Origin of the sequence: Lentzea albida, from assembly GCF_900111005.1 — a bacterium.
GTDB lineage: Bacteria > Actinomycetota > Actinomycetes > Mycobacteriales > Pseudonocardiaceae > Lentzea > Lentzea albida.
Map to the genome: position 1 here is coordinate 122,253 of NZ_FOFV01000011.1, position 25,212 is coordinate 147,464.

Genomic DNA, 25,212 nt, shown 5'->3' on the forward strand with positions numbered 1-25,212 from the left:
GGGGGTCAGCGGATTCCTTCCCGAAGGCTCAGGCGCCCGTCGCGGACCTCCGCGACCTGGTCGCCCTCGGTGAGGTGGCCGCGGTCGTGGGTGACCAGGACGGTGGCGGTGGCCCGCTGGTGGGTGAGGCGGCGGAGGAGTGCGATGACGGCCGCTCCCCGTTCGTGGTCGAGAGCGCTGGTGGGTTCGTCGACCAGCAGGACGGCGGGGTCGTTCATGAGGGCCCTGGCGATGTTCACGCGCTGCCGTTCGCCCCCGGAGAGCTGGTGGGGCCGTCGTCCCGCCACGGCCGCGAGGCCTACCGCGTCCAGCAGTTCCGTCGCGCGGGTGCGCGCCCTGGCCGCGGAACGGCCGTCGATGTGGGCCATGACCTGGAGCTGTTCGACGGCGGTCAGGGCCGGCAGCAGGTTGGGTTGCTGGAAGACGATGCCGATGCGGTGGCGTCGCAGGTCCGCGAGCTCGCCCCGCGTCATGCCCGTGGTCGTGGCACCGTCGACGGTGACCGTGCCCGAGTCCGGGGTGATGAGGGTGGCGGCGACGGCGAGCAGGCTGGACTTGCCGGAGCCGGACGGGCCGGCCACGACGGTCAGGCTGCCTCGGGGGACGTCCAGGACGACCCGGTCGAGCGCGGTCAGGCGGGTGCCGCCGTCGGGGTAGGTGAGGGTGACGTCGGTCAGGGTGAGGCTCATCGGGAGCTCCCCAGGGCGGTCAGCGGGTCCACGGACGTGACGCGGCGGATCGCGAGCGCGGCTCCCAGCGTGCCGAGCACCACCATCACGACGGCCGGGACGAGCACGGTGGCCGGTGTGAGGACGAACGGGACGGCGGAACCGGCGAGGAGCGCGCCGACGCCGGCGGCGAGTGCGGTGCCGGTGAGGGTGCCGGCCGCGAGCAGCACGACCGCCTGCCCCAGCGCGTCCGCGAGCAGCCCGGCCGTGGTGGCGCCCAAGGCTTTGAGGACGGCCAGGTCGCCACTGCGCTGGATGGTCCAGACGGTGAAGAACGCCCCGATGACGAGGGCGGAGATGGCGAACAGGAAGCCGCGCATCAGCTGCAGCGAGCCGTTCTCGGAGCTGTAGGAGCCGATCGCCCGCAGGGACTCGTCCACGGTGACGGTCCGGGTGCCCACCGCCGCGTCGGTCGCGAAGAGGTCGGTGCCCGGCGTGGTGGACAGGGCGATCACGGTCGCCGCCGGTCCTGCGCCGGTGGGAGGTGCCGTGGCGCGCCAGACGTCGAGGGTGGTCCAGATGACCGGGGTGTGGCTGAAGGAGGCCTCGCCGGACACCTCGGCCACGGTCATCCGCCGTCCGCCCACGACGACCTGGTCACCGGGCTTCGCTCCCAGTTCGCCGGCGGCGGCGCCGGACAGCACCGCGGAGTCCGCGGTGAGCCGATCGCCGTGCGGGGCGAGCGGGGATCCGGCGCGGACGCCGAAGACCGAGACCCCGGTGCTGCGGTCGCCCGAGGTGGCCTTCGTCGTGGTGATGCCCAGGGGTTCGGCGTTCGTGACACCGGGGGTGGTGGCCCAGCGCCGCCACTGCGCCTCGGTCACGGAGGAGTCCGCGAAGGACGGGGACCGGTCACCGGCGGGTGCGGCGAAGGCGATCCTGTCGGCGGGAAGGCCGGTGATGGCGGAGACGTTCTGCCGGCCGAGCCCGGCGGTCAGGCCGGACAGCAGCACGACCAGCAGGGTGATCAGCACGATGACGGTTCCCATCAGGGCGAAGCGCCCTCGGGCGAACCGGAGTTCTCTCCAGGCTGTGAACACGGCCTCGACTGTCCTTTCCAGAGGGTGGAGCGGATGAGTCCACAGTGGTCTCCGGCACCCCGGTGCCACATCTGGCCGTCGATGGCACTCGCGGAACCGGAAGGCGGCGTCTCATCTCCACCTTTCGACAGAGGCGGCTCGGGCGGGCTCCGCGTAGCCTTGGTCCACCGTGAACGCCGCTCCCGCTCTGACGCCGACCAACCGGGTCCTCACCTGGTGCCTGCACCTGTTGCTCGCCGCCCTGCTCGTCCTGGCGGCGGTGCGGGCCGTGGCGGGAGACCAGCCCCGGGCGGCGGCGGTCGTCGCGGTCGCGGTGGCCTGCGGGGTGGCCTATGCGGCAGGACCGCTGTGGTCCCGCGTCCGCACGTCCCGGCGGGCCGCCGCGGCGTGGCTGGGTGTCGTCTGCGCACTGTGGCTGGTCCTCGTGGTGCTGACCGCGGACGGGGTGTGGGTCGCCTTCCCGTTGTACTTCCTCCAGCTCCACCTGCTGTCGCGCCAGGCCGGCCTCGTCGCGGTGACCGTCACCGCCCTGGCCGCGATCACTGCGTTCGCCGCGCACCAGGGGGTCTTCAGTCCGGTGGCGGCGATCGGTCCGGCGCTGGGCGCCGCCGTCGCGGTCGCCGTGGTCCGTGGCTACCAGGCGCTGTACCGGGAGAGCGAGCAGCGCCGGCGCCTCATCGAGGAGCTCACCGCGACCCGCGCCGACCTGGCCGAGGCCCAGCACACCGCCGGGGTCCTGGCCGAACGGGAACGCCTCGCCCACGAGATCCACGACACCCTCGCCCAGGGCCTGTCCAGCATCCAGCTGCTGCTGCGCGCCGCCGAACGGTCCCTGCCGGACGACTCGGGGAACGCCGCCCGCCACGTGGGCCAGGCCCGCCAGGCCGCCGCGGACAACCTCGCGGAGGCACGCCGCTTCGTCGCCGCGCTCACCCCGCCCGCCCTCGACGGCACCACCCTCGCAGGGGCGCTGGAACGCCTGTGCGCCACCACCGGCACCCGCCACCGGATCACCGCGCGGTTCCGGCTCACCGGCGGTCCCACCCCGCTGCCGACGACGCACGAGGTCGCCCTGCTGCGCATCGCCCAGGCCGCGGTGGCCAACACCGTCCGCCACGCGGACGCCACCACGGTCGAGATCACCCTGAGCCACCTCGGCGACGAGATCGCGCTCGCCGTCGTCGACGACGGAACCGGCTTCGACCCGGAGGCCCTTCCCGCCTCCGACCCCGGCGAGGGAGGGGTGGGCCTGGAGGCCATGCGCACCCGCGCGCGAACACTGGGCGGGTCACTCACCGTCGAGTCGTCGCCCGGCCACGGCACCGCCCTGACCGCCAGGCTGCCCGTGCCTCGATCCGCGGAGGTCCGCCCGTGACCGGCGACCCGATCCGCCTCCTCCTGGCCGACGACCACCCCGTCGTGCGCGCGGGCCTGCGAGCCGTGCTGGAGACCGAACCCGGCCTGGTCGTGGTCGCCGAGGCCGCGACGGCCGAAGCCGCCGTCGCCCGTGCCGCGGAGGGCGACGTGGACGTCGTCCTGATGGACCTGCGGTTCGGCGCGGGGATGACCGGCGCCGAGGCCACCGCCGCGATCACCGCGCGTCCCGGCGCACCCCGGGTCGTGGTCGTCACCACCTACGACACCGACGCCGACACGCTGCCCGCCATCGAGGCGGGCGCCACCGGCTACCTCCTCAAGGACGCCCCTCCCGAAGAACTCGCCGCCGCCGTCCGCACCGCCGCCGCCGGACGATCCGCTCTGGCCCCCGCCGTCGCCGACCGGCTCCTCACCCGGATGCGCGCACCCGGCACCGCGCTGACCCGCCGCGAGACCGAGGTCCTCGCCCTCGTCGCCGCCGGACTGTCGAACCGGGCGATCGCGGCACGCCTGCACCTCACCGAGGGCACCGTGAAGTCACATCTCGCCCGCAGCTACACCAAGCTCGGCGTCGACTCGCGCACGGCCGCCGTGGCGACCGCGACCGACCTCGGCCTCATCCGCCGATGAGCACCACGCCTTCCACGCCCCGCGGGAAGGACGTCAGCGAGGACGTCAGAGAGAGATGAACGACGCCCACTCCTCCTCGTCGAACGTGCCGGAGAGCGTGTAGGGCCGCTCCGGAGTGACCGGGGCGCGCCGGGTGCCCAGCCCGCCGACGTCGATCGGACGGTCACGGGTGTGCCGCACGCGGACCTCCGCGGTGACGGGGAGGTGGGGGTAGGTGTTGTGCAGTCCCCTCAACGCGTCCAGCACGCGGTCCGCGACGGCCTGCGTCGCCAGGGGCGACGAGCCCGGCAGCACGAGCACGAACTCGTCGCCGTTCAGCCTCGCGGCGCGGTCGACCGGGCGCAGGTGGACGCGCAGGACATCGGCGATGTTGTTCTCCGTGTGGACCGCCGCACTGGGACCGTGGACGTCCGGGAAGCTGCTCAGACCCGGTACGCGGATCACCACGAGCCCGATCCGCACGGTGTCCGCCACCTGCCTGCCCAGCCACGCGTTCACCGAGTCCAAGGTGTGCAGACCGGTCCACGGGTCGAGGGCGTCCCGCGCCTGGTCAACGGCGCTGGACACCGCGTGCTCGGTGGCGTCGCGGGCGTCCACCAGTCGTGTCGCCAGGTGCCGGACCACCGCTTCCGCGCGGCGTTCCACCTCGCCGGACGGAGGGTCCACGACGCTGTTCAGGACGGACTCGAAGCGCCTGCGCACGTCCGGTGGCACGCGGTCGCCGAGCGCGTCGCGCAACCGGACCGCCTCCGCGTACGCCTCCTCCCGCCGGAACCCCCACCGCCCGCGGAACAACCGGCTGGCTTCGAGCGTGACGCCGTCCGGATCGAGCTCCTCGAGGTCGATCGCGACGACACAGGCGCCGAACGTCGGCGTGAGCACGACCACCGACCACTCCCTGGCCAGGTCCTCCTCCGGCCGCAGCAGCACGGGGGTGACACCGAGCGGCAGGTCGGGACGGGCGTCGGACACCATGCCGACGACCGTCACCGACGCCAGCGCCGCGATCCGCCGGTACACCTCGGCCTCGCGCTGGAAGTACGGCAGCCGCTGGAACAGCGCGAGGACGATCACCGGCTCATGGCGCTCACCCGCCAGCGCGGCCTGTTCCACCGCGTGCGACGCGACCACGAGCGTCCGCTTCGAGAGCAGGCCCGCTCGCACGCCGGTGTCCGGGATCGCCACTGATGAGCTCCTGTTCGGCTGTCGGCACGGCAGTCTTCGAAACTAGAACCTCCGGTCGGCCCGACCAACTGCACGAACGGGTGACAGGGCGCCGTTGCGGTCGCGCGGCGACACGAACCCGCTACCCGGCGGGCGCACCTGCGCGGAGAAGTGCCTGTGGGGACCTCGGCCGGCGGCCGCGCACGTGCGGTCATCCCGGCGGTCCCGGTGCAACTCCGCGACGGCGTCCAGGTCGGACCGCTGCTGCGCCGACCGCCCACTGCGCCGTGCGGGAGTGGTGGAGTGGTGTCGCCGTCAGCAATGGAATCATCGTCGCCTCGCGCGTTCGGGTGTGCATGATGAGCGGTGCCGCGGGGCAGGCGGCTCGGCGGCCGGACGCGACGGCTGGAGAGGACGCCACCGGGCTCCTCCACGCCGAGGTCCCTCGCCGGGGGCGGGGGTGCACCGGCCAGGCCAACGGAGTGGTGAGCCGCCTGTTCGTGCCACCGCGGAGCCTGTTGCGCCGCGGAACCCGTTGCACCCCGCGGGCTGTTGCCACCGCGGAGTCCGTGGCACCGCGATGCCTGTTGCACCCCGCGGGCCGTTGTGCGGCGGTGCCAGTCGCACCTCGGAGACCGTCCGCCCCGGACTCCGCGGCAGCCGGCTCCGCCCCGCTCCAGCGGCGGTGACACATCGGCAGTCCTGGTTGCCCAGTGGTCGACCAAGTTGCCGCGGAAGTCGGGAAGTTCTTTCGAAAATGAAATGCACGGGAATGTGGACAGGCCACGGTGTGCACGTCTGATCCGGTCTGCGTGACCAGAACCTGCGTGCACGCTTCATCAAGTCTGTTTCCCTGCTGCAGCGCACTTTTCCGCGCTCAAAAGGGGTTCGGAGCCGACGTGCGGCACTGGTTGTGCGAGCGCTCCTCATCTCCTGCCGATCTTCCATTTGAGACGGAAGTTCCGTTTTCTTGACATGTCGGAAAACTTGAACTTACAGTTTCGAAAGTGATCGAAAGCGTCGTGACAACCGGTCAGCCGTGGTCGGGCGCACTCGTGGACACCAGCGAGATGGCGCGGCGAGGCGCGGGTGTGGCCGCCACCACTTCGGGACGCATGGAGGTGCGAGCAGACGTGGACGAGACGAAGCCCGTCGGTGAACCGGTGCTCGAACGGGCGTTCCGGGTACTGCGCACGTTCGGCGCGGAGCAGCGGCCGTTGACGCTGACCTCGTTGAGCGCGCGTTCGGGGCTGCCCAAGTCCACCGTGCTGAGACTGACGAGGACGCTGGTGCGCCTCGGAGCGCTGGAACGGTGTGCCGAGGGCGGCTACACCATCGGGCTGGGCCTGTGGGAACTCGCGACGCTCGCACCTCGTGTCGAAGCACTTCGAGGCAGGGCTTTGCCGTTCATGCGGGAGTTGCACGGCGTGACGGAGCAGCACGTGGTTCTGAGCGTGCTCGACGGCGTGGAGGCGGTGACGACCGAGTTGCTGTCGGCGCCTGGTGCGGTGCGGATCCCGTACCGCCTCGGCAGCCGGTTCCCCCTGCACGCGACCGCACAGGGACAGTGCTTGCTGGCACACAGTCCGGCGACCCTGCAGGAGCAGGTCCTGTCGAGCGAACTGGTGGCTGTGCCGGAGAACGTCCCGACGTGTCCTCGACGGCTGCGGACGCGTCTGGCGGCGGTGCGGAACGAGGGCGTGGCGGTGGTCAGCTGCGCTGTGCCCGAAGCCCACACCGCGGTGGCCGCACCGGTGGTGGACCGGAGAGGTCTGGTGATCGCTTCGCTCACCGTCGTCGTGCGGGCCCCCGGCTGCAACGTGCCGGCATTGCGCTCCGCGGTCGTGGCGGCGTGTCAAGGTTTGAACCAGAGCATCCGCAGCGCACCCGTCCACGGCTTCCCGGACGACCCGCGACCGCCGTCGACCGGAGTTCTGCCCGGCGACGGCGACCGTCACCGCGGTCAGCCCGGCCTCCGGTCATCCCGCGATGCGCCGGACGACGTCGCGCATGGTCCGTGACCGAAGCCCTGCGAACCGCGCTCGTTCCAGCCGTGCGGTCCAATCCAGCTCGTCGAGGGCAGCTTCGTACCGTTCTCGCACCGCCGCGCACCGGAGCGGGTCTCCGCCGAGTCGGGTGACCTCCAACTGGATGCGAGCCGTTTCCGCTTGCAGCACCAGTGTTCTGGTGCGGTGTGCGAGCCGGGTGAGGCGGTCGGTCAGACATCCCCAGCGCGCGGGGTCGATCGCGCCGTCCTCCAGACCGATGCGCAGCTGGCACAGACCCCACATGATCTCCGTGGTCGCGCCCACGGCGTCGAAGGGTTCCACGACCCCGGTCACCGACACCGAGCGCACGATCTCCTCGACCTCGGCGGCCTCGCCGATCGCGATCTTGGCGAAGCACAGGTGAGCGAGGTACAACTCGGCGGGCCGCGCCGCCAGCGATCCGTTCGGCCGCTCTCCGCGGAGGTCGACGCCGATCTTGGTCGCCAGGTCGAGAACGCTGCGGTAGAGGCTTGCCGATTTCGCGGGTTCCCGTTGTTCGAGTTCGATCGCGAGCTGACAGCGGCGTGTCGTCATGAGCGCGTGCAGGAACGCGACGATTCCCGCGGGGACGACTCCCTCCGGAGCGGTGGCCACCTGCTCCACGAGACGACTGAGCAGCAGGTCGCTCAGCTCCGTCAGGCCGATCATTCCGGATCCGATCGCCGCGGCGGCCACCGTGGACATCCGCTCGGGCCCGGCCGGCATGTCCTCCGCGGTGGCGAGCACCTCGTCGAGCCGGCCCACCGCCTCCTCCGTCTTGCCGAGGAAGTACGCGGTGGCCAGCCCGTACCCGAGGACCCTGGCACGGGCCATGTGGTCGTCGTCGGCCTCCGCGGACTCGAGAACCAGTCGGCAGGCGTCCTCGGCCTCCGCGTAGCGCACGAGCACGACCAACGCCGTCAGTCGCAGGCGAAGCAGTTCGCGCCAACGAGCTCGCGAAGCCGAACAGGCCGGTTCTGCGGCGAGATCGTCCGTGCGGTCCACGACCTCGATGAACCGGCAGGCGCTCAGGAAACACCGCAACTGCGCGATCAGGGGGTCCTCGGCGAACTCGCTCTCGAACACGGGTGGTCATCCTCGTGCACGGCGAACGGGCACGCAACCGCATCGGTCCAGGTGGACTTGCGTTGACTGTCCACTGTGGCCGGTAGCTGGCCGGGGAGTGCGAGATGTTCCACCGGGCGGCACACGAGTTGATTCCCGGGAGTGGTCGTGCATCCGCTGCCTCCCGGCGGTGAGCGCGCTCTCACCAACCGGTGTGGAGGTCAGGACGCTGCGGCGAGCAGTTGCACTCCGGTGGCGCGCAGTCGTTCGAGGGCCCGGCGGTCCTGGGGCGGTGCGGTGATGAGGGTGTGCTCCTCGCCCAGCGTGAGCCAGGGTGTTCCCCCGGTTGCGGCGAGCACGTCGGCGGCGGCCAGCAGGACGGTGCGTCCCGAGGAGACGGTGGACCACCTCGCGACGGCGGCCAGCTGGCCCTCGTCGAGATGTGCCACGCCGTGGGAGTCGACGCGGTGGCACGGGACGAAGGCCAGGTCGACGCGGTCGTGCCGGACGTCCTCCGGAGCCGGCGTCAGCACCTCGCCGTGCAGCGTTCCCCCGGTGACGCGCACGGTGAAGCGGTCCAGGTGGTCCGCGAACTGCTCGCACGCCGGCAGATCGCCCGTGACGACCGTGACCCCGGTGAGGTCCGGCCGCTGGGTCAACGCCGCGGCCACGTCGGCCGAGAGCCTGCCCGCGCCGAGGAACACGGCGTCGTGCGAGCGCAGCAGCGCCGCGGCCATCACCGCCGTCGCACCGGGGCTGCGGCGGTCCTGGACAGCGGCGTGCGCGGCCGGTTGCGCGCCTCCCCACACCCGGCGCACGTGCCCTGCCGCCTCGAGGTCGCGCAGGTCCGACCGGATCGTCACTTCCGAAACCCGGAGCCGGCGGCTGAGGTCCGCGATGCCGACGAAGTCCGCCCGCGTCACGATCTCCAGGAGCTGTCCCTGCCTGCGGACACGGTCCGACGGTGGTCGTCCCGCCATCCCGCCCTCCCTCGCCACTGGTCAACGCCGCCACGGGCCGTGAGCGTCCTGGAGACTCCGCTCACCCAGTGTACATTTAGTTTTCAACATCCCGGCCTTCGAATGTGAAGGCTCGTGCGGTCGGCGGGGACGGAACGACGGGGAGGAGAGGCTGTGGCCACCGGGCAGGCACCAGGCGACCTCACCGTCACCGAACGGCGGCAGCGCATCGTCGCGCTGGTCCACCGGCTCGGGTTCGTCCAGGTGCGCCCGCTCGCGCACGACCTCGGAGTCTCCGAGGTGACGATCCGCCAGGACCTGCGGTCGCTCGAGGAGTGCGGCGCGCTGCACCGGGTTCGCGGGGGAGCGGCCGCCACCTCCGGCTCGGCCACCCCCGGCACGGCCGTCCCGTCGCGACGGGCACGTGCCGACTGGGCCGACCCCGCGGTGGGCACCACGGTGGCCGCGTTCGTCCGCAGCGGTGACGTTCTCGTCCTCGACCACGCCCCCGGCATCCGCGCCGTCGCCGAGGCGCTCGTCTCCCGGCGCGACCTGTCCGGCGTCGTGGTGCACACCGAGTCGCTCCGGGCGCTCGAGCCGTTCGCCGGCCACTCCGACCGGTTCACCGTCGTCGTGCCCACCGGCACCCTGGACGCGACCCACCGAGTCGTCCCCGATCGCGAGACCGAGGTCGACGCGGATCTCGCGGTGCTCGGGTGCGCGGGCGTCAGTGTCGAGGGAATCCTCGCGCGCACGGAACCCGAGGCCTTCGCCCGTCGCCGCGCCGCTTTCGCGGCCAGGAGGGGCATCGTCGTCGTCCCGCCCGACGCCTTCGACGCGCCGGGGGACCACCTGGTGTGCTCGCTCGACCACGTCGACGCCTGCATCACCGGCCAGGCCCTCGACGAAGCGGTGGCCGGACCGCTGCGCGCGGCCGGGCTTCGGATCTTCGCCGTCACCTGACCCGGCGGAGCGCCTTTCCGGGGCGGCGGCACGAATGCGGTGCGCGAAGTTGTGCCGCTGGGTGAAACGCGGGCTCTTCTGCCCGGCAGGCCTTGTTAGCGTCCGGAACGCACTCGCCGATCTCTTTTCTCCCGCACTCTGCCGAATGTGGGATTTACGGCGTTTCCTCGTTCCTGGGCAAGGAGGCCTTGTGGTTCGACGAATCTCCGCGGTCTGCATTTCTTCTCTGGTGGTCGCCTGCGCCATCTCAGCGCTTCCCGCCACCGCCACCGCCGCCACCGAGCGTCCGGTCGTCGTCGTGGCGGGCACCTTCGGACCCGCCTTCTTCTACGAACCACTCGCCGGCCGGCTTCGTGCGGACGGACGCCGGGTCGCGGTCTTCCAGCTCACCGGACTCGGTACGGCCGACATCCGCGTCTCGGCACGTGATCTCGACAGGTTCGTCGACAACGTCCGCGCCGCTGCCGGCGCGAGCCAGGTGGACCTCGTCGCGCATTCGCAAGGCGGTCTGGTCGCACGGCAGTACATCAAGAACGAGGGCGGTGCTCGTGAGGTCGCCAACCTGGTCAACCTGTCGGCGCCGAACCGCGGCACCGTCGTCGCGAACATCGCCGACTTCTTCGGGGGCGGCGACTGCCTGAGGATCGTCGCCTGTCAGCAGATGAAGGTGGGATCGACCTTCCTGGAGGGTCTGAACGCGGGCGACGACACGGTCGGCGCGGTGCGCTACACCAACCTCTACACCGGCTTCGACGCGCTCGTGCGACCGATCGACAACGCCCGGATGAGCGACGGCGCCACGAACGTCCTGGTCCAGTCGCAGTGCCCGTACCGCGCCGTGGTGCACCTCGGGATGCCGTTCGACGGAGCGGTGTACAGCGGTGTCCAGGACGCCCTGCAGGGCAGGCAGATCACGCTGGACTGCTTCAGGGGCTGACCGGCATCCGACATCGGCCGGCGAGTTCTTGTTTCGGTGGACGGCACTTCCGTGGAGATCGCCGCCGCCGTCTCGCTAATGTTCGCCACAGATCTCCGGTGAATGGAGTGGCCGAGATCTGATCCAGTGGGAATTGACGAATCGGAACGCGTTGTCCGCAATTCGGGCTTCGGTCTCCGTGGGGCAGGCAATTCCGTGCCGGATCCCCTGCAAGTGTTCTGCAGAAGGGTTCAGTGGTATGAAAACGATGTTCTCGCGGAAAGTCGCGGCCGTGCTGGCCGTGAGCGCCGCGATCTCCGGTCTGCTGCCCGCGGGCGCGGCCAGCGCGGCACAGCAGTGCGACTTCTCCTTCAGCACGGGCAAGTTCGGCTGCACCGGCGCGAACAGCGTCCGCAAGAGCTCGGACGTCATCGGTGCCCGCATCTACACCGGCACCGACTACACCGGCGACATGCTCACGATCTGGGTGCCGCAGCCGTGCCCGAAGAACGACAGGGTCGACCACTTCCTGGCGCTCAACAGCAGTTCGTGGCGCAACCGGGTCAACTCCGCGCAGGCGTTCTCGACCTGCTGGATCTGGCTCTACCGCGAGGACGGCAACCGCGACGGTCCGTTCCAGGCCAACCACCCGGACCTCACCTTCGCCGGGTACCGCACCTCCCGAATCGGCCTGAGCTGAAGGAGCACGACATGATCAGCAGGAGCAAGGTCCTGGCGGCACTGGCGATGGCGGTCGCCGCCATGTTCACGGCCCTGCCGGCCGCGAATGCCACGCACGCCGGCCAACCGACCGTGCAGGAACTCATGTACAGGTGCACGAGCGCGGACTACTGCCAGTTCAAGCCCTACGGCGCCATGGAGATCTTCAGCGGTTCCCGCCAGCTGGCGGGCAGCGGGACCAACTGCACGAGTGGCCTGATGACCAGGGTCATCAACTACTCCGCGACCACCGGCACGAAGAACACGTTCGGTGTGGAGATCAGCGGCAGCGTGGAACTCGGCGAGATCTTCACGGCGTCGATCAAGGTGAGCTACTCCCGCGAGTGGTCGTTCTCGGAGACGAAGACCGACGAGGTCCGCCAGGAGATCGCGCCCCGCAAGAAGGTGAACATCTACGCGTCGAAGCAGAAGTCGCGTGTCAACGGCACGTGGGAGATCCACTTCGGCAGCCGCTACTACGGCCACTACTACTGGTACGTGAACGGCAGCGTCGAGGGCCAGACCAAGGGTCAGGCGTGGGACATCCGATCCGAGCAGGTCAACGCGGTCTGCTGAGTCCCGTCGTCCACCGGGGCCCCGGCACTCTCCCGGCCGGGGCCCCTCGTCCCGCGAGGTCCACCATGCTGATCAAGTCGCTCGCGTGCCTGACCGTGTTGTTCGCACTGGGCACAGCCACCGCCTCCGCCCACGTGACCGCACACGCTCCGGACGGCCCTCCGGAGAAGGGCGGGCACGGCACCGTCGTGTTGCGCGTGCCGAACGAGGAGATGTCGTCGACCACACGCTTCGAAGTCACCCTCTCGCCTGCTTTCGGCATCACGACCGCGCGCACCCGTCCTGTTCCCGGATGGGACGCCGCGGTGCGGCGCGGCGACGGCGGTGTCGTCACCTCCGTCGTCTGGACAGCCCGCTCGGACAGCGGAATCCCCGGCGGGAACGAGCACTACGAGGACTTCGGCCTCACCCTCGGGCCGCTGCCCGCCGACGCCGACCACGTCCTGGTTCCCGCCACCCAGTTCCTCTCCGACGGCAGCAGCGTGAGGTGGGACGACCAACCGGGCCGTCCGGCACCGGTGGTGGCGCTCGCCGAGCCTTCCGGGCACGGCCACCACGCCACCCTCGCCACCGGGGCCGACGTGCCCTGGGCGGCGGTGGTGGGTCTGCTGGCCGTGGGTCTGCTGCTGGCCGTCAGCGGGTTCGTCCTCCTCCGCCGCAAGGGGATCTCATGACGCGCGTGCTGCTGGTGCTGTCCTTTCTCCTTCTCTGCCTGGCACCACCCGCCTCCGCGTCGCCCGCTCTGGTCAACGCCACCCCGGCGGAGGACTCGACGATCTCGGTCGCGCCGCAGATCCTGCGGTTGACCTTCGACCGGACCATCGCCGGCGCCGGTCCCTACTCGATCGCCGTGACCGGGGGTGGCCGGCAGTGGACCGAGCCGATGATCGGCGCTGACGACACCGTGCTGGCCGTGCCGCTGCGCCCCGCGATGCCGGCCGGGGACTACCTGGTGAGCTACGAGCTGACGCCTCCGGACGGCGTGCCGCTGAAGGGGGAGTACCGGTTCGTGCTCCGAGACCGTGCTTCGCCCCCGTGGTGGAGCTGGCTCCTGATCGGGTCGGCGGTCGTCGCCGTGGCGGCAACGGCCTACCGGCTGGCTCGACGCTGAGGTGGTCGACGGGGTGAGGCCGGACGCCCCACCTCGATCACGGCGGCCAGGGCGCTCGGGCGCATCGCCTACCCGAGCCGGGGTCGCCGACGGGTTCTGCGCGAGGGTGCCGCGGCGCCCGCCCCGTGCTCGTCGAGGCGTGCCGCGAACTCGCACGTCGGTATGCGGCCACATCCACGCCGTGACTACTTCGCCATACCTCCGCCGGACACCCCGTACGGACGCCCGGCGATCGGTTCGACCGTGACGGCCGTGTCCCGCAAGGCCAACGCACGGACGGTCCGCAGTGGACGGTTCGCAGTGGATCGAACGGCATGACGCCCCGAGGATCTCCGGAGCCAGGAGGGCACCGACGACCATGCAGACAGCGGGAGCGGTGAGCGAGCATGCCGGATCGATGCGACAGGTCACGGTGCTCGGTGGTCGTGGTGCCTTTCCGGAGCCGGGGAGGGCAGGACGAGGCGCGCAGATCACGGACTGGGGCTCTACCTCAGCCGGGAGATGGCCCGGGCTCACGGCGGGGACATCGTCCTCGACGAGTCGGGCCCGGACGTGCCGACCTTCACCTTGCACCTGCCACTCGTCCGCACGGCGCAGGACAACTGATCACCACCGCTGCCCTGGGATCGACTGAGGTCGCCCCCCGAAGGACTCAGGCGACCTCGTCGAGCGGCAGAACCCCGCTCAACGAGGTACCCCAGTCCTCGTCCTCGAAGAGGCGAACGGGACGATCAAGGCGGTACTGCACGACTTCGCGATCCGGGTCGGTGGTGAGGATGCGGACGGTACGACCATGCCGGCTGGTCGCGGCGACCCGGAGCGGTACTCGGTAGCCGGGCCAGGGCTCGTGCCAGAACCACTGACCGGCGACGACGTCGGAGGCGGTGGTGCCGGCTCGCGCCTGGGCGGTGCACGTGTTCATGATCGTTCCTCGTGAGCCGGACCTCGCGGTGGTGGTACTCGTCGAGCTTCACTACCCGTTCCGAGCACCGGTCACACACGTCCCACTTCGTCGCTTCGGCAGGTCGTGGTTTCGTGGACGGGTTCGAGGAGAGCCTGCGCGTCGGTCAGGCCCAGGAGGCCGTGCGCCTCGCCGTGGCGCAGGAGGACGTGTACGCCGCTGAGGTGCACGGAGCGGACCTGGCCAACCTGCGTCGGCTGGCCGGGTGGCACGGTGTGGTGGTCGATCCTCCCGAGGAGGGGAGAGCCCGCAGAACGAGCTGCTGGCCCAGCAGCGCGAGGACTCCGCGTGAGAGCCGTCCTGCCGGTCGAGGCGGACTGGGTCACCGCCACACCCTGGAGACCTCGTCGCAGGCTTGATGGTCGCGGTCGTGGTGTTGCCGCTGGCGCTGCGTGAAGACGTATTTCCGCAGTTCAGCGCAACACCTATGTCACACGACGACCTTCTGGTACTGGTCGCGGTCCATGTCGTAAACCTCGAGCGTCAACTGGGTCGGCAGCCCCTCGACCGGCTTGAGGTGGTCGCGGACAAGTCCGATGCCCACCCGCCCGACCTCCTGCTTGAGCTCGACGGACCGGCCGGTCAGCAGCCCGATCCTGACGTGGACCATCGCCGCGGGGGAGCCGTCGCCGATCACCGACTCCTCGATCTGCCGGAACCGCGTCTTGACCGCCTCGACCTCCGCGCTGACCAGCGGCCCGACGGTCCGGTGCAGGGCGAGCGCGAGGGCGCGGCGGTCGAGCGCCCCGCCCAGTTCGGCGGAGTACTCGACGGTGATCTGAGGCATGGCCCCAACCTACGAGAACACGGCGTGGCGCCGGAAGCCGGGCGAGCCCTGCGTGCCGTCCGCCGCTGGGGCAGAGTGGATCTCATGACCGCCGACACCGCGCTGAACGCCGACGACCTCGAGTTCCTGCGCCGCCCGCTGCACGGGTTCCTGTCCGTGGCGGCGGGGCCGGTGCCCGCCCAGCCCCGGCCGGTCTGGTTCGAGGCCACGGCCGCCGGCACGATCGAGCTGTTCACCGCCCCGGACTCGCTCAAGGTGCGCCGGCTGCGCCGCGACCCCCGTGCCTCGCTCGTCGTCGCCGCCCCGGTGGCGGAACGCGAGCGCTGGGTGTCGGTCGCGGGTCGCGTCGAGGTGGAGACCACCGGTGCGCACGACCTCGCCGAGCGCCTTGCCGCCCGCTACTGGGACCTGGGCGACCCGTCCCGTGCCGGGGACCTCGCGGAGATCCTCGACGCGGACCAGGTCCGCCTCGTGCTGCACCCGGAGGAAGTGCGCCGGTTCAGCTACTGAGCGGGATCGCACGTCGCGGCACGAGGAACACCCGGCCGTCACCTCGGCGATCATCGGTCCCCGCACGCCGCCGACACCGCGGCCCGCCCTGCGCCGTCGCTGAACTCACGTGCCGGGGTTGAGCACCAGCAGTTCGGTCTCCAGGCGCAGGCGGAAGCCGAGCCTCTCGTACAGCCGGACGGCCCCGGTGTTGGACGTCAGCACGTGCAGGAACGGCGTCTCGCCGCGCTCCCGGATGCCGTGCGCGACGGCCAGCAGCAGCCTCGTGCCCAAGGCCTGCCCGGCCGCGTCCGGGTGCGTGCAGACGGCGCTGATCTCGGTGTGGCCGGGCACGTGGAGGCGTTCCCCGGCCATCGCCACCAGCCTGCCTTCGCGCCGGATGCCCAGGTACGTGCCCATCTCGATGGTGCGGGGCAGGAACGGGCCCGGTTTCGTCAACTCCACCAGGGCGATCATCTCCGGGACGTCCGAAGTGGACAGCCGGACGGCCTCGGGTTCCGGTGCCGCCGCGACGTCCTCGCCGACGTACTGCCGCAACGACAACCGCGCCTCGACCTGCCAGCCGTCCGGCGGTTCGAGGCCGGTCACCGTCGGACGCGGGTCCAGTGCCGCGAGGGTGAGCCAGTCGGCATCGGTCGGGTCCGGCGGCATGGCGATGAAGGGCGACATGTCGGACGGGTAGCGCAGCACGGTGCCCTTGTGCTCGGCGAACCGGGCGTGCGGTCCGGTCAGGGCCGAGCGGGCGGGGTCGTCGAGGGGGTGCACTACAGCGGCTCCAGGAGTCGGCGCGGGGTGTTCAGCAGGGCGGACACGGGGTCGGGGGTGGCGTTGCCGGGGTCGAATCCGGGGCCGGGCTCGATGCGGACGTCCGGTGCGGACACGACCTCGCCGCAGGTGGAACAGCGGTCGCCGGTGTCGAGCAGACCGCCGTCGGCGTCGTGCCGGAACGTGCGCCGCGCGCCGCCGGGGGAGTAGTGCTCGTCGCCCCAGGCCATCATCGCCCGCAGCACCGGCCAGAGCCGCAGGCCCTTGGCGGTGAGCAGGTACTCGCCGTCGACGCGTTCGAGCACGTTCTCCTGCACGAGGAACTTCAGGCGGTTGGTCAGGACCGCGCGCGGGATGCCGAGCTGCGAGGCGAAGTCGCCGAACCGGCGGATGCCGAAGAACGCGTCGCGGACGATCAGCAACGTCCACCGCTCGCCGACGATCTCCAGCGCTCGCGCCAGGGAGCAGTTGCGGTCCGCGTAGGTGCTGGGCAGTGCCATGGCTCCCACTGTAGTTCATTCACTGAACTCCCCGTGCTACGGTTCGGCCAGTTCAGTGAATGAACTGCCGATTCCGAGAGAGGGCCGCCATGTACCAGTTCCTGGTGTCGTTCACCGTCGATCCCGCCCACCGGGAGGACTTCGTGGAGGTCGCGCGCAAGACTGCGGCGGACTCCCTCGCGAACGAGCCCGGCTCGCTGCGGTTCGAGGTCATCGCGGACGAGGAGAACCCGGACCTCTTCTACCTCAACGAGGTCTACGCCGACGTCGACGCGTTCAACGCCCACGCGAGCGGTCCGCACTTCGGGGCGTTCTTCGCCGAGGCGAGCACGTACGCCGAGGGCCCGACCTGGCTCATGAAGGGCACCGTCGCCTGATGCCGGACGAACGCACGCGGACGGTCACCTGGACCGACCCGCGCACGACCGCCGCACTGGCCAGGCGGCTCGACGGCCTGGACTTCCTGCGCGGCATCGCCTCCGGCGAGATCCCGCCACCACCCGTCGCCCAGCTCGTCGGCGCCCGCATGGTGTCCGTGGACAAGGGCTCGGTCACCTTCGAGCTGGATCCGCAGGAGTTCCACTACAACCCGATCGGGTCCGTGCACGGCGGCATCCACGCCACGATGCTCGACACCGCGGCGGGCTGCGCCGTCCACTCCGCACTGCCCGCGGGGACCGGGTACACGAGCCTCGACCTGGCCGTGCGGTTCCTCCGTCCGATCAGGACGGACACCGGCACGATCACCTGCCTCGGGAACCTCGTGCACCACGGCAGGCGCACGGCGCTCGCCGAGGCACGGCTCGTCGACGGCGCCGGACGCCTGCTCGCCACCGCGACCAGCACCTGCCTGATCCAGGAGGTGGGGAGGTGACCTCGATCCTCGTCACCGGCGTCACCGGCCGTCACGGCGGTACCGGCGCCCACGTGGTGCGACGGCTGCGCGAGGAGGGCAGGGACGTCCGCGTGCTCGCCCGCACCCGCGGTGACCGCACGGAGGCCCTCGAAGCGATCGGCGCCGAGGTGGTGATCGGTGACCTGCAGGACCGCCGCGGCATCGTGCCCGCGCTGGAAGGCGTCGCACAGGCCTACTTCACGTACCCGATCGACGCCGGGGTGATCGGCGCCGCCGCCAATTTCGCCGCTGCGGCAAGGGAGTCCGGTGCCTCGCCCCGCACGGTCGTGATGTCCATGGGAACCGCTCATCCCGGGCACCCCAGCGGCCGCGGACGCGATCAGTGGCTCGCGGAGGAGGTCCTCCGGTGGGCAGGACTCGACCTGCTGGTCCTGCGTGTGGCGGCGGCGTTCCACCAGAACGTCCCCGCACTGCACGGGCGGTCCGCGCGGGAGGAGGGCGTGATCCGCAACTGCTTCGGTGAGGGCCCCGTCGCCTGGATCAACGGGCGTGACGCCGCGGAGCTCGCGGTGGCCGCGCTCCTGCACTCCGAGAGGTTCGACGGCCTGGTCTGCCACCCCTGGGGGCGGAGGAGCTGACCCACCACGAGATCGCGGCGGTGCTGGCCGAGCAGTGGGGCAGGCCCGTCCGGTTCGAGCCGGTCTCCGCCGAGCGGTGGCGCGAGGAGTTGGTGGCACTGTCCGAAGTGGAGGATTTCGTCAACGCCGACATGGCCGGGCGCATCACGGCCGTCGCCGAACGGGTCGCGGTGCACGGCTCGACGATGAAGGCCGACCTGGGCGCGTTGGCGCGCCTCATCGGCCGTGCTCCGCTGACGTTCCGCGAGTTCGCCCGGACCCTGTGAGCGGGTGCCGGGGACCGACGTCCCCGGCACCCCGTCCGCCTCAGTGCCCGTTGATCGCCGCGACGACCTGGTCGTAGTCGCCGCGCGCCTCGCCGTAGCGCAGGAACTTCACGCGCTCGACCTGGATCTCGCGGGCGTCGGGTTGCGTCTCGATGAGTTCCACGACCTCGGTGATGAACTCGTCGAGCGGCATGGCCTGCTCGTTCTCCTTGTGGCCCGGCAGCAGGTCCGACCGCACGGCCGGTGGCTCCAGCTCCACGACCTTCACCGACGTGTCGGCGAGCTGCAGGCGCAGCGACTCGCTGAGCATGTGGATGGCGGCCTTGGACGCGTTGTAGCTCGGCGTGATCGTCAGCGGAGTGAAGGCGAGCCCGGACGAGACGGTCATGATCGTGGCGTCCGGCTGCGCCTGGAGGTGCTCGACGAACGCGGCGATCAGGCGGATCGGGCCGAGCACGTTCGTGGTCACGACGCTCTCGGCGGACTCCAGGAACGACTCGGGGCGGTGCCAGTCCTCGACGCGCATGATGCCGGCCATCGTGATCAGGACGTTGACCGACGGGAAGCGGGCGAGGACGTCCTTGGACGCGGCCTCGACGCTCGCGGGGTCGGCGGTGTCGATGCGGACGGTCTCGACACCGGGGTTCTCGGCGGCGATCTTCTCGAGCAGCTCGGTGCGCCGGCCGCCCACGATCACGGTGTTGCCGCGCTCGCGCAGGGCGAGGGCGAGCGCCAGGCCGAGACCGCTGGTGGCGCCGGGGATGAAGACGGTGTTTCCGGTGATCTGCATGCACCCAATGTCTGCCGATCGCCGATCTCGCGGCAGAGAGCCCTTGTCGGGGGATCGGCAGTCCCTGGTTCGCGTCCCCGGTCCACGGATACTGGACCCATGGATCGGGTCGAACTCGCGGCATTCCTCCGCCGCCGCCGGGAGGAACTGAGGCCGGAGGACGTCGGCCTGCCGGCGGGGGCGCGCAGGCGGGCACGGGGGCTGAGGCGCGAGGAGGTCGCGGCGCTGGCCACGATGTCCACGGACTACTACACGCGCCTGGAACAGCAACGCGGCCCGCAGCCGAGCGAGCAGATGCTGGCCGCGCTCGCCAGGGCGTTGCGGCTGAGCGTCGAGGAACGCGACTACCTGTTCCGCGTCGCGGGCCGCAACGCCCCCGCGCGCTCCGCCGTGCCGACTCACGTCGCGCCCGCGTTGCAACGGGTGCTCGACCGACTGAACGACACGCCTGCGCTGATCCTGTCGAACCTCAGCGAGGTGCTGGTGCAGAACCGGTTCGCCGAGGCGCTGTACGGCGACTCCTCGCACTTCACCGGACTGGCTCGCAGCGGGATCTACCGCTGGTTCACCCACCCCGGCGAGCGGCTGGTCTACCGGGAACAGGACCGCGAGCGGCAGGGCCGCGCCCAGGTCGCGACCCTGCGTGCCGCCTACGCCTCGATGGGCGCGCAGTCACGGGCGGGCGAGCTCGTCCAGGCGCTGCTGAAGGAGAGCGCGGAGTTCGCGGCGTTGTGGGAGCTGCACGAGGTGGGCAAGCGGTTCGAGGACCACAAGGTGCTCGTGCACCCGCAGCTCGGCGAGATCGAGGTGGACTGCCAGGCCTTGCTCACCGAGGACCAGACGCAGGCGCTGCTCGTGCTGACCGCGCCGCCGCGCACCGAGGCGTTCGAGAAGCTGCAACTGCTCGGCGTGCTGGGCACGGAGACGTTCGTCAGCTGAGGACGAGGATCGTCTCCTCGATCTCGGCTTTGCGCGCGTTCGCATAGCCGACGTCGGTGCCGACCGGCCGGAAGCCCGCCCTGGTCAGCACCCGCAGCGACGCCGCGTTGTCACTGGCGGCGCGGGCGTGCAACGGCCGGGTGGTGACGTGCTCGAGCAGCAACGCGACCGCGCGGCCGGCGACGCCCTGGCCCCAGACCAACCGGTCGATCCAGTAGGTGATCTCGGTGTCGCCGTCCAGCACGAAGCTCGCGATGGAGCCCACGACCACACCGTCACCGAGGATGACCTGGTTGAAGGTTTCGGGGTTGGCCCGGATCCTGCGCATGTGCGCGTCGAACGCCGCGCGGTCGTCCGGGTCCTCCGCGGTGAACGCGGCCATCCGGACCGCCTCGGGATCGCGCATGAACTCGAACAGCACGTCGAGATCAGCATCCTCGAGGCCGCGCAACGCCACTTCACGGATCATCGAGCCAGCCTAGTCGCGAGCCAGGCCAGCGAGAGGGGATATCGGAAGTCGATCGCGCCGTGGCCCGCGTCGAAGAGCTCGAAGTGCACCCGCTCGTCGGGAAGCCCGGCCCGGGCGATCTCCTTGCGGAACGCCTCGGCACCCAGGTCGAGGAAGTACTCGTCCCGCGTGCCCGCGTCGATCCACACCGCCCGGAGGGACCGGACGGCGTCGGCGTGCGCCGGCACCATCCGCACGGGGTCCCAGTCGAGCCAGCGCTGCCACACCTCGGGCCTCGGCGCGCCGGTGACGGCGTCGAACGGCAGCTCGGGCGTGCCGTCCTCGTTCGCCGAGAAGCACGCCGCCACACCGTAGATCCCGAGCAGGTCCATGTCCGCGGGCTTCGTGAACGCCGTGCGCGTGGTGAAGTCCTCCCACCACTTCCGGATGTCGTGGTCGTAGCCGCGCAACGCCCGTGCGGCCTTGCCGAAGTCCGCGAGGTAGCAGAGCTCGTAGAGCGCGTCACCGGCGTGCGTGGCCAACCCGCCGAACAGGTCCGGCCGCAGCATCGGCGTGATCATCGCGCCGAACCCGCCCGACGACTTGCCGGCGATCGCCCGCGACTCCCGGTCCGGGATCGTGCGGTAGTGCGCGTCCACCCACGGCACGATCTCGTCGCACAGGTACGAGTGGTAGCGCCCGGTGCCGGGGGAGTCGACGAACTGCGAGCCACCGTAGGACGTCCACGCGTCGACGTACACGACCACACAGCCCGGGGCCCCGTTCGCGAACACCGCGTCCGCCGTCTCGATGAACGGCTGGCGGAACGGCGTGCGGTTCGCCCACATCTGCAGATGCCCGGTGTAACCCTGGATCATGTACACGGCGGGATAGCGCTCAGCGCTCTCGTCGTAGCCCGGCGGCACGTACACCCACAACGGCCGTTGGTGCGGATCGCCGAGCGGGTTGTCCCGCAACAACGCGGAGTCGACGGTGTGCCGGTCGAGCCGGCCGGCCAGTGGTCCCTCCCAGGGCAGCATGGCGCCAGTCAACCACAGTGGACTCGCCAGTCCAGAAAAATTAGCATCGACCCATGGCTTTGACGACGAAGGGCCGCGCCACCAGGCAGCGCATCATCGAGGGCGCCGCGGCCTACCTGCGCAGCGACGAGCCCGTCGGCGTGACCCTGGACGACATCCGCGCCATCACCGGCACGAGCAAGAGCCAGATCTTCCACTACTTCCCCGACGGCAAGGAGGAGCTCTTCCTCGCCGTGGCCCGCTACGAGGCCTCCCGCGTCCTGGAGGACCAGCAGCCGCACCTGGGCGCACTCACGTCGTGGGCGGCCTGGGACCGCTGGCGCGAGTCCATCGTGACGCGCTACCGCCTGCAGGGACGGCACTGTCCGCTGGGCACGTTGATGGGCGAGGTCGGCAGCACGCCGGGCGCGCGGGAAGTGATCACCACGCTGCTCGGCCAGTGGCAGAACCACGTCCGCAAGGGGATCGCCGACATGCAGGAGTCGGGCCTGGTGCGCCCCGCCCTGGACCCCGACCGGGTCGCCGCGGCGTTCATCGCGGGCATCCAGGGCGGCGTGCTGGTGCTCATGTCGACCGGCAGCACCACCCACCTCGAAGCCGCCCTGGACACCCTGATCGCCCACCTCCGAGGCTGAGTTTTTCTGGACTTGCTGGTCCAAAAAGTGGCTCGTACCGTCGAGCACATGACACAGCGACTGGAGGGCAAGACGGCCCTCGTCACCGGTTCCACCAGCAACATCGGCCGCGCGATCGCGGTCGCCTTCGCCGCGGAAGGCGCCCACGTCGTCGTCTCCGGCCGCGACGCGTCCAAGGGCGCCGCGGTCGTCTCGCAGATCCGCGCCGCGGGCGGCGAGGCCGACTTCGTCCGCGCCGACCTCGACGGCACCCCCGCCGTCAGCCACGCCCTCGCCGCCGAGGCGACGGAACTCCTGGGCCGGGTCGACGTCCTCGTGAACAACGCCGGCATCTACCCGCCCTCCTCCACCGCGACGACGGACGAGGAGACGTTCGACAGCGTCTTCGGCGTCAACGTGAAGGCACCGTTCTTCCTGACCCAGGCCCTGGTCCCGGCGATGGTCGAGGCGGGCGGAGGCGTGGTGATCAACCTCGGCTCGTGGATCACGAGGCTGGGCGTGCCGAGCGGCTCGATCTACAGCACCAGCAAGGGCGCGATGGAGACGCTGACGCGGGCGTGGGCGTCGGAGTTCGGGCCGCGGGGAGTCCGGGTCAACGCCATCTCGCCCGGCGTGATCGCCTCCGACGGCTGGGACGACGCGACCCGTGCCGCGGCCGACGTGATGATGCACGGCACGCCGGCGGGCCGGTCGGGACACCCGGACGCGATCGCGGCGGCGGCCGTGTACCTGGCGTCGGAGGAGGCGGCGTTCGTGCACGGGATCGTGCTGGACGTGGATGGCGGGCGGACCGGGGTGGCGGTGGTGGCGGCTTGAGGGTGGCGGTTTGAGGGGGTGGCGCAGGTGGGGGTGGCGCAGTTAGGGCGGCAGCAGGTGGGCGGCAGCAGGTGGGGCAGCGCAGGTGCGGCGGCAGCGCTGCGGCGGCGGGGCGGAGGCGGGCGGCAGCGCCGTGGCGCTGCCAGGTCAGGCGCGCCGGGCTTGGCGGCCACCGGCTTGGCCGCCCGCAGCCGCTCCACTCCTGCCGCGGGCGGCTCGGCTGTCGCACCACCTCGCCCACCTGCCCACCCAGTCCGCCACGCCCACCCCACCCACCCCTGCACCTCGCCCCACTCCGCCCGCCGCGTGTGACCCCGGTCACCTATCCGCCCGCTTTCTGTGACCTGAGGCGACACTCGCCGGTCTCCCATGACGAGCGAGGACAAGCCGGCGAAGGGTGCGGAAGTGACGGGTCGGGAGTGGCTGGGGCAGGTGGACGCGGAGCAGGTGCGGGCCGCGCGGGCCGGTGATCGGACGGCGCTCGACGCCGTGGTCGCGGGTTGCCTGCCGCTGGTCTACAACGTCGCCGGTCGGGCGTTGCACGCCGATTCCGACGTCGACGACGTCGTGCAGGAGACCATGGTCCGGGTGATCCGCGGGCTCGACGCCCTGCGGGAGCCCGACCGGTTCCGCAGCTGGCTGGTGGCCGTCACGATCAACCAGGTCCGCGAGCACCACCGGCGGCGGGACCTGGCACCGGCGCCGCTCGAGGAGTACGACCGGGCCGATCCCGGGGCCGAATTCGTCGAGACGGCCCTGTCGCGGCTGCACTTCGCGCAGCAGCGGCGGGAGGTCGACGAGGCCGCGCGGTGGCTCGACCCGTCCGACCGCGAGCTGCTGGCGTTGTGGACGCTCGAACGCGTCGGGCAGCTGTCCCGCGGCGAGGTGACGGACGCGCTCGACCTCAACGCGCACGTGGTGACGGTGCGGGTCAGCAGGTTGAAGGGGCGGCTGGAGACGATCCGGCACCTGGTGCGGGCGCTGTCGATGGAACCTCGGTGCGCTGGGCTGGAGAAGGCCGCGCAGGGGTGGAACGGCGAGCCGAACCCGTTGTGGCGCAAGCGGCTCCTGCGGCACGTCGACGAGTGCGGGCGGTGCCGCCGCGGGGTGGACGACGCGATGCCCGTCGAGCGCATCCTGACCGGGGCCGCGTTGCTCGTCGTGCCGGCCGCGTACCTGCCGCGGCTGCTCGAGAACCTCGGTGACGTCGAGCCCGTCGCGCACGTGGCCGCGCACCTCTCCGAACCCGCGGGCCTGTTCGCGAAGCTCACCGCCAAGCCCGTCCTCGCGGTCGCGGGTGCCGCGGCCGTCTGCGGGCTCGTCGGCGTGGTCGGCACGATGGTGCTGATGCCGTCCGACCCGCCCGCCGCGGTCGCCGGTCCGGCCACCACCCAGGCACTCGCGCTCACCACCTCCTCCTCACAGCCGGTGGAGAGCACCACCACGACGACCACCACGACGACCACGACCACCACCACGACGACCAAGGCGCCCGAGCCCGTTCGCGTCGCCACGCCGGAGGAACGCGTCCTGGCGCTGATCAACGAGACCAGGGCGAAGGACGGGCTGGCCCCGCTCAAGATCGACCCCGCGCTGGTCACCGCCGCGGAACGCCACACGACGGCCATGATGAGCAACGGCTGCGGCCTGTCGCACCAGTGCTCCGGCGAGAGCGGACTCGGCGAGCGCAGCACGGCGGCGGGCGTCAAGTGGAGCTCGGTCGCGGAGAACGTCGGCATGGGCGGGCCGGTCAAGGACGACGTCGAGGCGATCTCCAGGATGGCGCTCGGCCTCACCCAGGGCATGATCGACGAGAAGCCGCCGAACGACGGCCACCGCAAGAACATCCTCAGCAGGTCGTCCACCCGCATCGGCATCGTCGTCGTCCGCGACGCCAAGGGCACCGTGTGGATGACGCACGACTTCGCCGGAAGTTGAGTCGCGAAACCGAAAACCAAAAGATCATCCTGTGGTCGTACGTGAGA

General features: G+C 71.2%; 31 protein-coding genes. 19 read left to right on the plus strand and 12 right to left on the minus strand.

Features of this window, described 5'->3' with window-relative positions; genetic code table 11:
* Window positions 1–5 precede the first annotated feature (5 nt).
* Window positions 6–689 carry an ABC transporter ATP-binding protein gene (locus tag BMY74_RS25975; RefSeq protein WP_089920537.1) on the minus strand — a complete coding sequence of 228 codons (684 nt, stop codon included), beginning with the start codon at window positions 687–689 and terminating at the stop codon, window positions 6–8.
* Entirely contained in the window at window positions 686–1,768 is a 1,083-nt protein-coding gene (locus BMY74_RS25980) for an ABC transporter permease (protein WP_089920539.1), read from the minus strand. The genes BMY74_RS25975 and BMY74_RS25980 overlap by 4 nt, the downstream gene beginning before the upstream one ends.
* 169 nt (window positions 1,769–1,937) lie before the next feature.
* On the opposite strand from BMY74_RS25980, the gene BMY74_RS25985 reads away from it, so the two are divergent.
* Window positions 1,938–3,143 (plus strand): sensor histidine kinase, encoded by a 1,206-nt coding sequence (locus BMY74_RS25985; protein WP_089920541.1) that lies wholly within the window; start codon window positions 1,938–1,940, stop codon window positions 3,141–3,143.
* A complete protein-coding gene (locus tag BMY74_RS25990) occupies window positions 3,140–3,775 on the plus strand; it encodes a response regulator (protein WP_089920543.1) in 636 nt (211 codons plus the stop codon). Before BMY74_RS25985 ends, BMY74_RS25990 begins: the two co-directional genes overlap by 4 nt.
* Window positions 3,776–3,820: 45 nt before the next feature.
* On the opposite strand, the gene BMY74_RS25995 is transcribed toward BMY74_RS25990, so the two are convergent.
* Complete coding sequence (locus BMY74_RS25995; RefSeq protein WP_143091708.1) at window positions 3,821–4,960, minus strand: DICT sensory domain-containing protein; 1,140 nt, start codon at window positions 4,958–4,960, stop codon at window positions 3,821–3,823.
* Window positions 4,961–5,946: 986 nt separating this feature from the next.
* Between BMY74_RS25995 and BMY74_RS26000 the strand changes: the two genes are divergently transcribed.
* A complete protein-coding gene (locus BMY74_RS26000) occupies window positions 5,947–6,960 on the plus strand; it encodes an IclR family transcriptional regulator (RefSeq protein ID WP_218159743.1) in 1,014 nt (337 codons plus the stop codon).
* Here the strand turns inward: BMY74_RS26000 and BMY74_RS26005 are convergent.
* Together BMY74_RS26005 and BMY74_RS26010 are read right to left on the minus strand one after the other, a co-directional pair.
* Complete coding sequence (locus tag BMY74_RS26005) at window positions 6,919–8,052, minus strand: hypothetical protein (RefSeq protein WP_089920545.1); 1,134 nt, start codon at window positions 8,050–8,052, stop codon at window positions 6,919–6,921. The genes BMY74_RS26000 and BMY74_RS26005 overlap by 42 nt on opposite strands.
* A gap of 200 nt (window positions 8,053–8,252) precedes the next feature.
* Entirely contained in the window at window positions 8,253–9,011 is a 759-nt protein-coding gene (locus tag BMY74_RS26010; protein WP_089920547.1) for a DeoR family transcriptional regulator, read from the minus strand.
* Window positions 9,012–9,164: 153 nt separating this feature from the next.
* Here BMY74_RS26010 and BMY74_RS26015 point away from each other — a divergent pair, with 153 nt between their 5' ends.
* The 6 genes from BMY74_RS26015 (at window position 9,165) to BMY74_RS26040 (ending at window position 13,276) form a co-directional block, all read left to right on the plus strand.
* On the plus strand, window positions 9,165–9,953 hold the full coding sequence (locus BMY74_RS26015; RefSeq protein ID WP_177229920.1) for a DeoR family transcriptional regulator: 789 nt from the start codon (window positions 9,165–9,167) through the stop codon (window positions 9,951–9,953).
* Window positions 9,954–10,143: 190 nt separating this feature from the next.
* Window positions 10,144–10,890, plus strand: a complete 747-nt coding sequence (locus BMY74_RS26020; protein ID WP_218159744.1) for a lipase family alpha/beta hydrolase — start codon at window positions 10,144–10,146, stop codon at window positions 10,888–10,890.
* 238 nt (window positions 10,891–11,128) lie between these two features.
* Window positions 11,129–11,569 (plus strand): hypothetical protein, encoded by a 441-nt coding sequence (locus BMY74_RS26025; RefSeq protein ID WP_143091709.1) that lies wholly within the window; start codon window positions 11,129–11,131, stop codon window positions 11,567–11,569.
* Between the two features lie 11 nt (window positions 11,570–11,580).
* Window positions 11,581–12,165 (plus strand): hypothetical protein, encoded by a 585-nt coding sequence (locus tag BMY74_RS26030; protein ID WP_089920553.1) that lies wholly within the window; start codon window positions 11,581–11,583, stop codon window positions 12,163–12,165.
* Window positions 12,166–12,230: 65 nt separating this feature from the next.
* Entirely contained in the window at window positions 12,231–12,839 is a 609-nt protein-coding gene (locus BMY74_RS26035) for a DUF1775 domain-containing protein (RefSeq protein ID WP_089920555.1), read from the plus strand.
* Entirely contained in the window at window positions 12,836–13,276 is a 441-nt protein-coding gene (locus tag BMY74_RS26040) for a copper resistance CopC family protein (RefSeq protein ID WP_089920557.1), read from the plus strand. Before BMY74_RS26035 ends, BMY74_RS26040 begins: the two co-directional genes overlap by 4 nt.
* 652 nt (window positions 13,277–13,928) lie before the next feature.
* On the opposite strand, the gene BMY74_RS26045 is transcribed toward BMY74_RS26040, so the two are convergent.
* Window positions 13,929–14,198, minus strand: a complete 270-nt coding sequence (locus BMY74_RS26045) for a hypothetical protein (RefSeq protein ID WP_177229921.1) — start codon at window positions 14,196–14,198, stop codon at window positions 13,929–13,931.
* A gap of 113 nt (window positions 14,199–14,311) precedes the next feature.
* Between BMY74_RS26045 and BMY74_RS44325 the strand changes: the two genes are divergently transcribed.
* A complete protein-coding gene (locus tag BMY74_RS44325) occupies window positions 14,312–14,596 on the plus strand; it encodes a hypothetical protein (protein WP_143091710.1) in 285 nt (94 codons plus the stop codon).
* A gap of 71 nt (window positions 14,597–14,667) precedes the next feature.
* On the opposite strand, the gene BMY74_RS26055 is transcribed toward BMY74_RS44325, so the two are convergent.
* Window positions 14,668–15,024 (minus strand): 5-carboxymethyl-2-hydroxymuconate Delta-isomerase, encoded by a 357-nt coding sequence (locus BMY74_RS26055; RefSeq protein WP_089920561.1) that lies wholly within the window; start codon window positions 15,022–15,024, stop codon window positions 14,668–14,670.
* 84 nt (window positions 15,025–15,108) lie between these two features.
* Between BMY74_RS26055 and BMY74_RS26060 the strand changes: the two genes are divergently transcribed.
* Window positions 15,109–15,534: a pyridoxamine 5'-phosphate oxidase family protein gene (locus BMY74_RS26060; protein WP_089920563.1), complete on the plus strand. Its 426-nt coding sequence runs from the start codon at window positions 15,109–15,111 to the stop codon at window positions 15,532–15,534.
* Window positions 15,535–15,639: 105 nt separating this feature from the next.
* On the opposite strand, the gene BMY74_RS46285 is transcribed toward BMY74_RS26060, so the two are convergent.
* Both BMY74_RS46285 and BMY74_RS46290 read right to left on the minus strand, forming a co-directional pair.
* Complete coding sequence (locus BMY74_RS46285; protein ID WP_245786361.1) at window positions 15,640–16,299, minus strand: GNAT family N-acetyltransferase; 660 nt, start codon at window positions 16,297–16,299, stop codon at window positions 15,640–15,642.
* Entirely contained in the window at window positions 16,299–16,799 is a 501-nt protein-coding gene (locus tag BMY74_RS46290) for a winged helix-turn-helix transcriptional regulator (protein WP_245786362.1), read from the minus strand. The genes BMY74_RS46285 and BMY74_RS46290 overlap by 1 nt, the downstream gene beginning before the upstream one ends.
* A gap of 89 nt (window positions 16,800–16,888) precedes the next feature.
* Between BMY74_RS46290 and BMY74_RS26070 the strand changes: the two genes are divergently transcribed.
* From BMY74_RS26070 to BMY74_RS45780, 4 genes are read left to right on the plus strand one after another with little or no spacing between them, the layout of a single operon-like run.
* Complete coding sequence (locus BMY74_RS26070; RefSeq protein WP_089920565.1) at window positions 16,889–17,176, plus strand: putative quinol monooxygenase; 288 nt, start codon at window positions 16,889–16,891, stop codon at window positions 17,174–17,176.
* Window positions 17,176–17,673, plus strand: coding sequence for a PaaI family thioesterase (locus BMY74_RS26075; RefSeq protein ID WP_089920567.1), 498 nt, complete (start codon window positions 17,176–17,178; stop codon window positions 17,671–17,673). Before BMY74_RS26070 ends, BMY74_RS26075 begins: the two co-directional genes overlap by 1 nt.
* Window positions 17,670–18,293, plus strand: coding sequence for an NmrA family NAD(P)-binding protein (locus BMY74_RS26080; RefSeq protein WP_218159745.1), 624 nt, complete (start codon window positions 17,670–17,672; stop codon window positions 18,291–18,293). Before BMY74_RS26075 ends, BMY74_RS26080 begins: the two co-directional genes overlap by 4 nt.
* 20 nt (window positions 18,294–18,313) lie before the next feature.
* Window positions 18,314–18,559 (plus strand): hypothetical protein, encoded by a 246-nt coding sequence (locus BMY74_RS45780; RefSeq protein WP_218159746.1) that lies wholly within the window; start codon window positions 18,314–18,316, stop codon window positions 18,557–18,559.
* 40 nt (window positions 18,560–18,599) lie between these two features.
* Here the strand turns inward: BMY74_RS45780 and BMY74_RS26085 are convergent, their stop codons facing one another.
* On the minus strand, window positions 18,600–19,349 hold the full coding sequence (locus BMY74_RS26085) for an SDR family oxidoreductase (protein ID WP_089920570.1): 750 nt from the start codon (window positions 19,347–19,349) through the stop codon (window positions 18,600–18,602).
* 99 nt (window positions 19,350–19,448) lie between these two features.
* Here BMY74_RS26085 and BMY74_RS26090 point away from each other — a divergent pair, with 99 nt between their 5' ends.
* Complete coding sequence (locus BMY74_RS26090; RefSeq protein ID WP_089920572.1) at window positions 19,449–20,288, plus strand: MmyB family transcriptional regulator; 840 nt, start codon at window positions 19,449–19,451, stop codon at window positions 20,286–20,288.
* On the opposite strand, the gene BMY74_RS26095 is transcribed toward BMY74_RS26090, so the two are convergent.
* Together BMY74_RS26095 and BMY74_RS26100 are read right to left on the minus strand one after the other, a co-directional pair.
* Complete coding sequence (locus tag BMY74_RS26095) at window positions 20,281–20,757, minus strand: GNAT family N-acetyltransferase (RefSeq protein WP_342718059.1); 477 nt, start codon at window positions 20,755–20,757, stop codon at window positions 20,281–20,283. The two genes, BMY74_RS26090 and BMY74_RS26095, sit on opposite strands and share 8 nt — an antisense overlap.
* Window positions 20,754–21,776: an alpha/beta hydrolase gene (locus tag BMY74_RS26100; RefSeq protein WP_089920573.1), complete on the minus strand. Its 1,023-nt coding sequence runs from the start codon at window positions 21,774–21,776 to the stop codon at window positions 20,754–20,756. The genes BMY74_RS26095 and BMY74_RS26100 overlap by 4 nt, the downstream gene beginning before the upstream one ends.
* 53 nt (window positions 21,777–21,829) lie before the next feature.
* On the opposite strand from BMY74_RS26100, the gene BMY74_RS26105 reads away from it, so the two are divergent.
* The 3 genes from BMY74_RS26105 (at window position 21,830) to BMY74_RS26115 (ending at window position 25,165) form a co-directional block, all read left to right on the plus strand.
* Window positions 21,830–22,411, plus strand: a complete 582-nt coding sequence (locus BMY74_RS26105) for a TetR/AcrR family transcriptional regulator (protein WP_089920575.1) — start codon at window positions 21,830–21,832, stop codon at window positions 22,409–22,411.
* 48 nt (window positions 22,412–22,459) lie between these two features.
* The gene (locus tag BMY74_RS26110; protein WP_089920577.1) at window positions 22,460–23,227 is read left to right on the plus strand and encodes an SDR family NAD(P)-dependent oxidoreductase; all 768 of its coding nucleotides are present in this window, start codon (window positions 22,460–22,462) and stop codon (window positions 23,225–23,227) included.
* A 405-nt stretch (window positions 23,228–23,632) separates the two neighbouring features.
* The gene (locus tag BMY74_RS26115; protein WP_218159747.1) at window positions 23,633–25,165 is read left to right on the plus strand and encodes a sigma-70 family RNA polymerase sigma factor; all 1,533 of its coding nucleotides are present in this window, start codon (window positions 23,633–23,635) and stop codon (window positions 25,163–25,165) included.
* Window positions 25,166–25,212 lie beyond the last annotated feature (47 nt).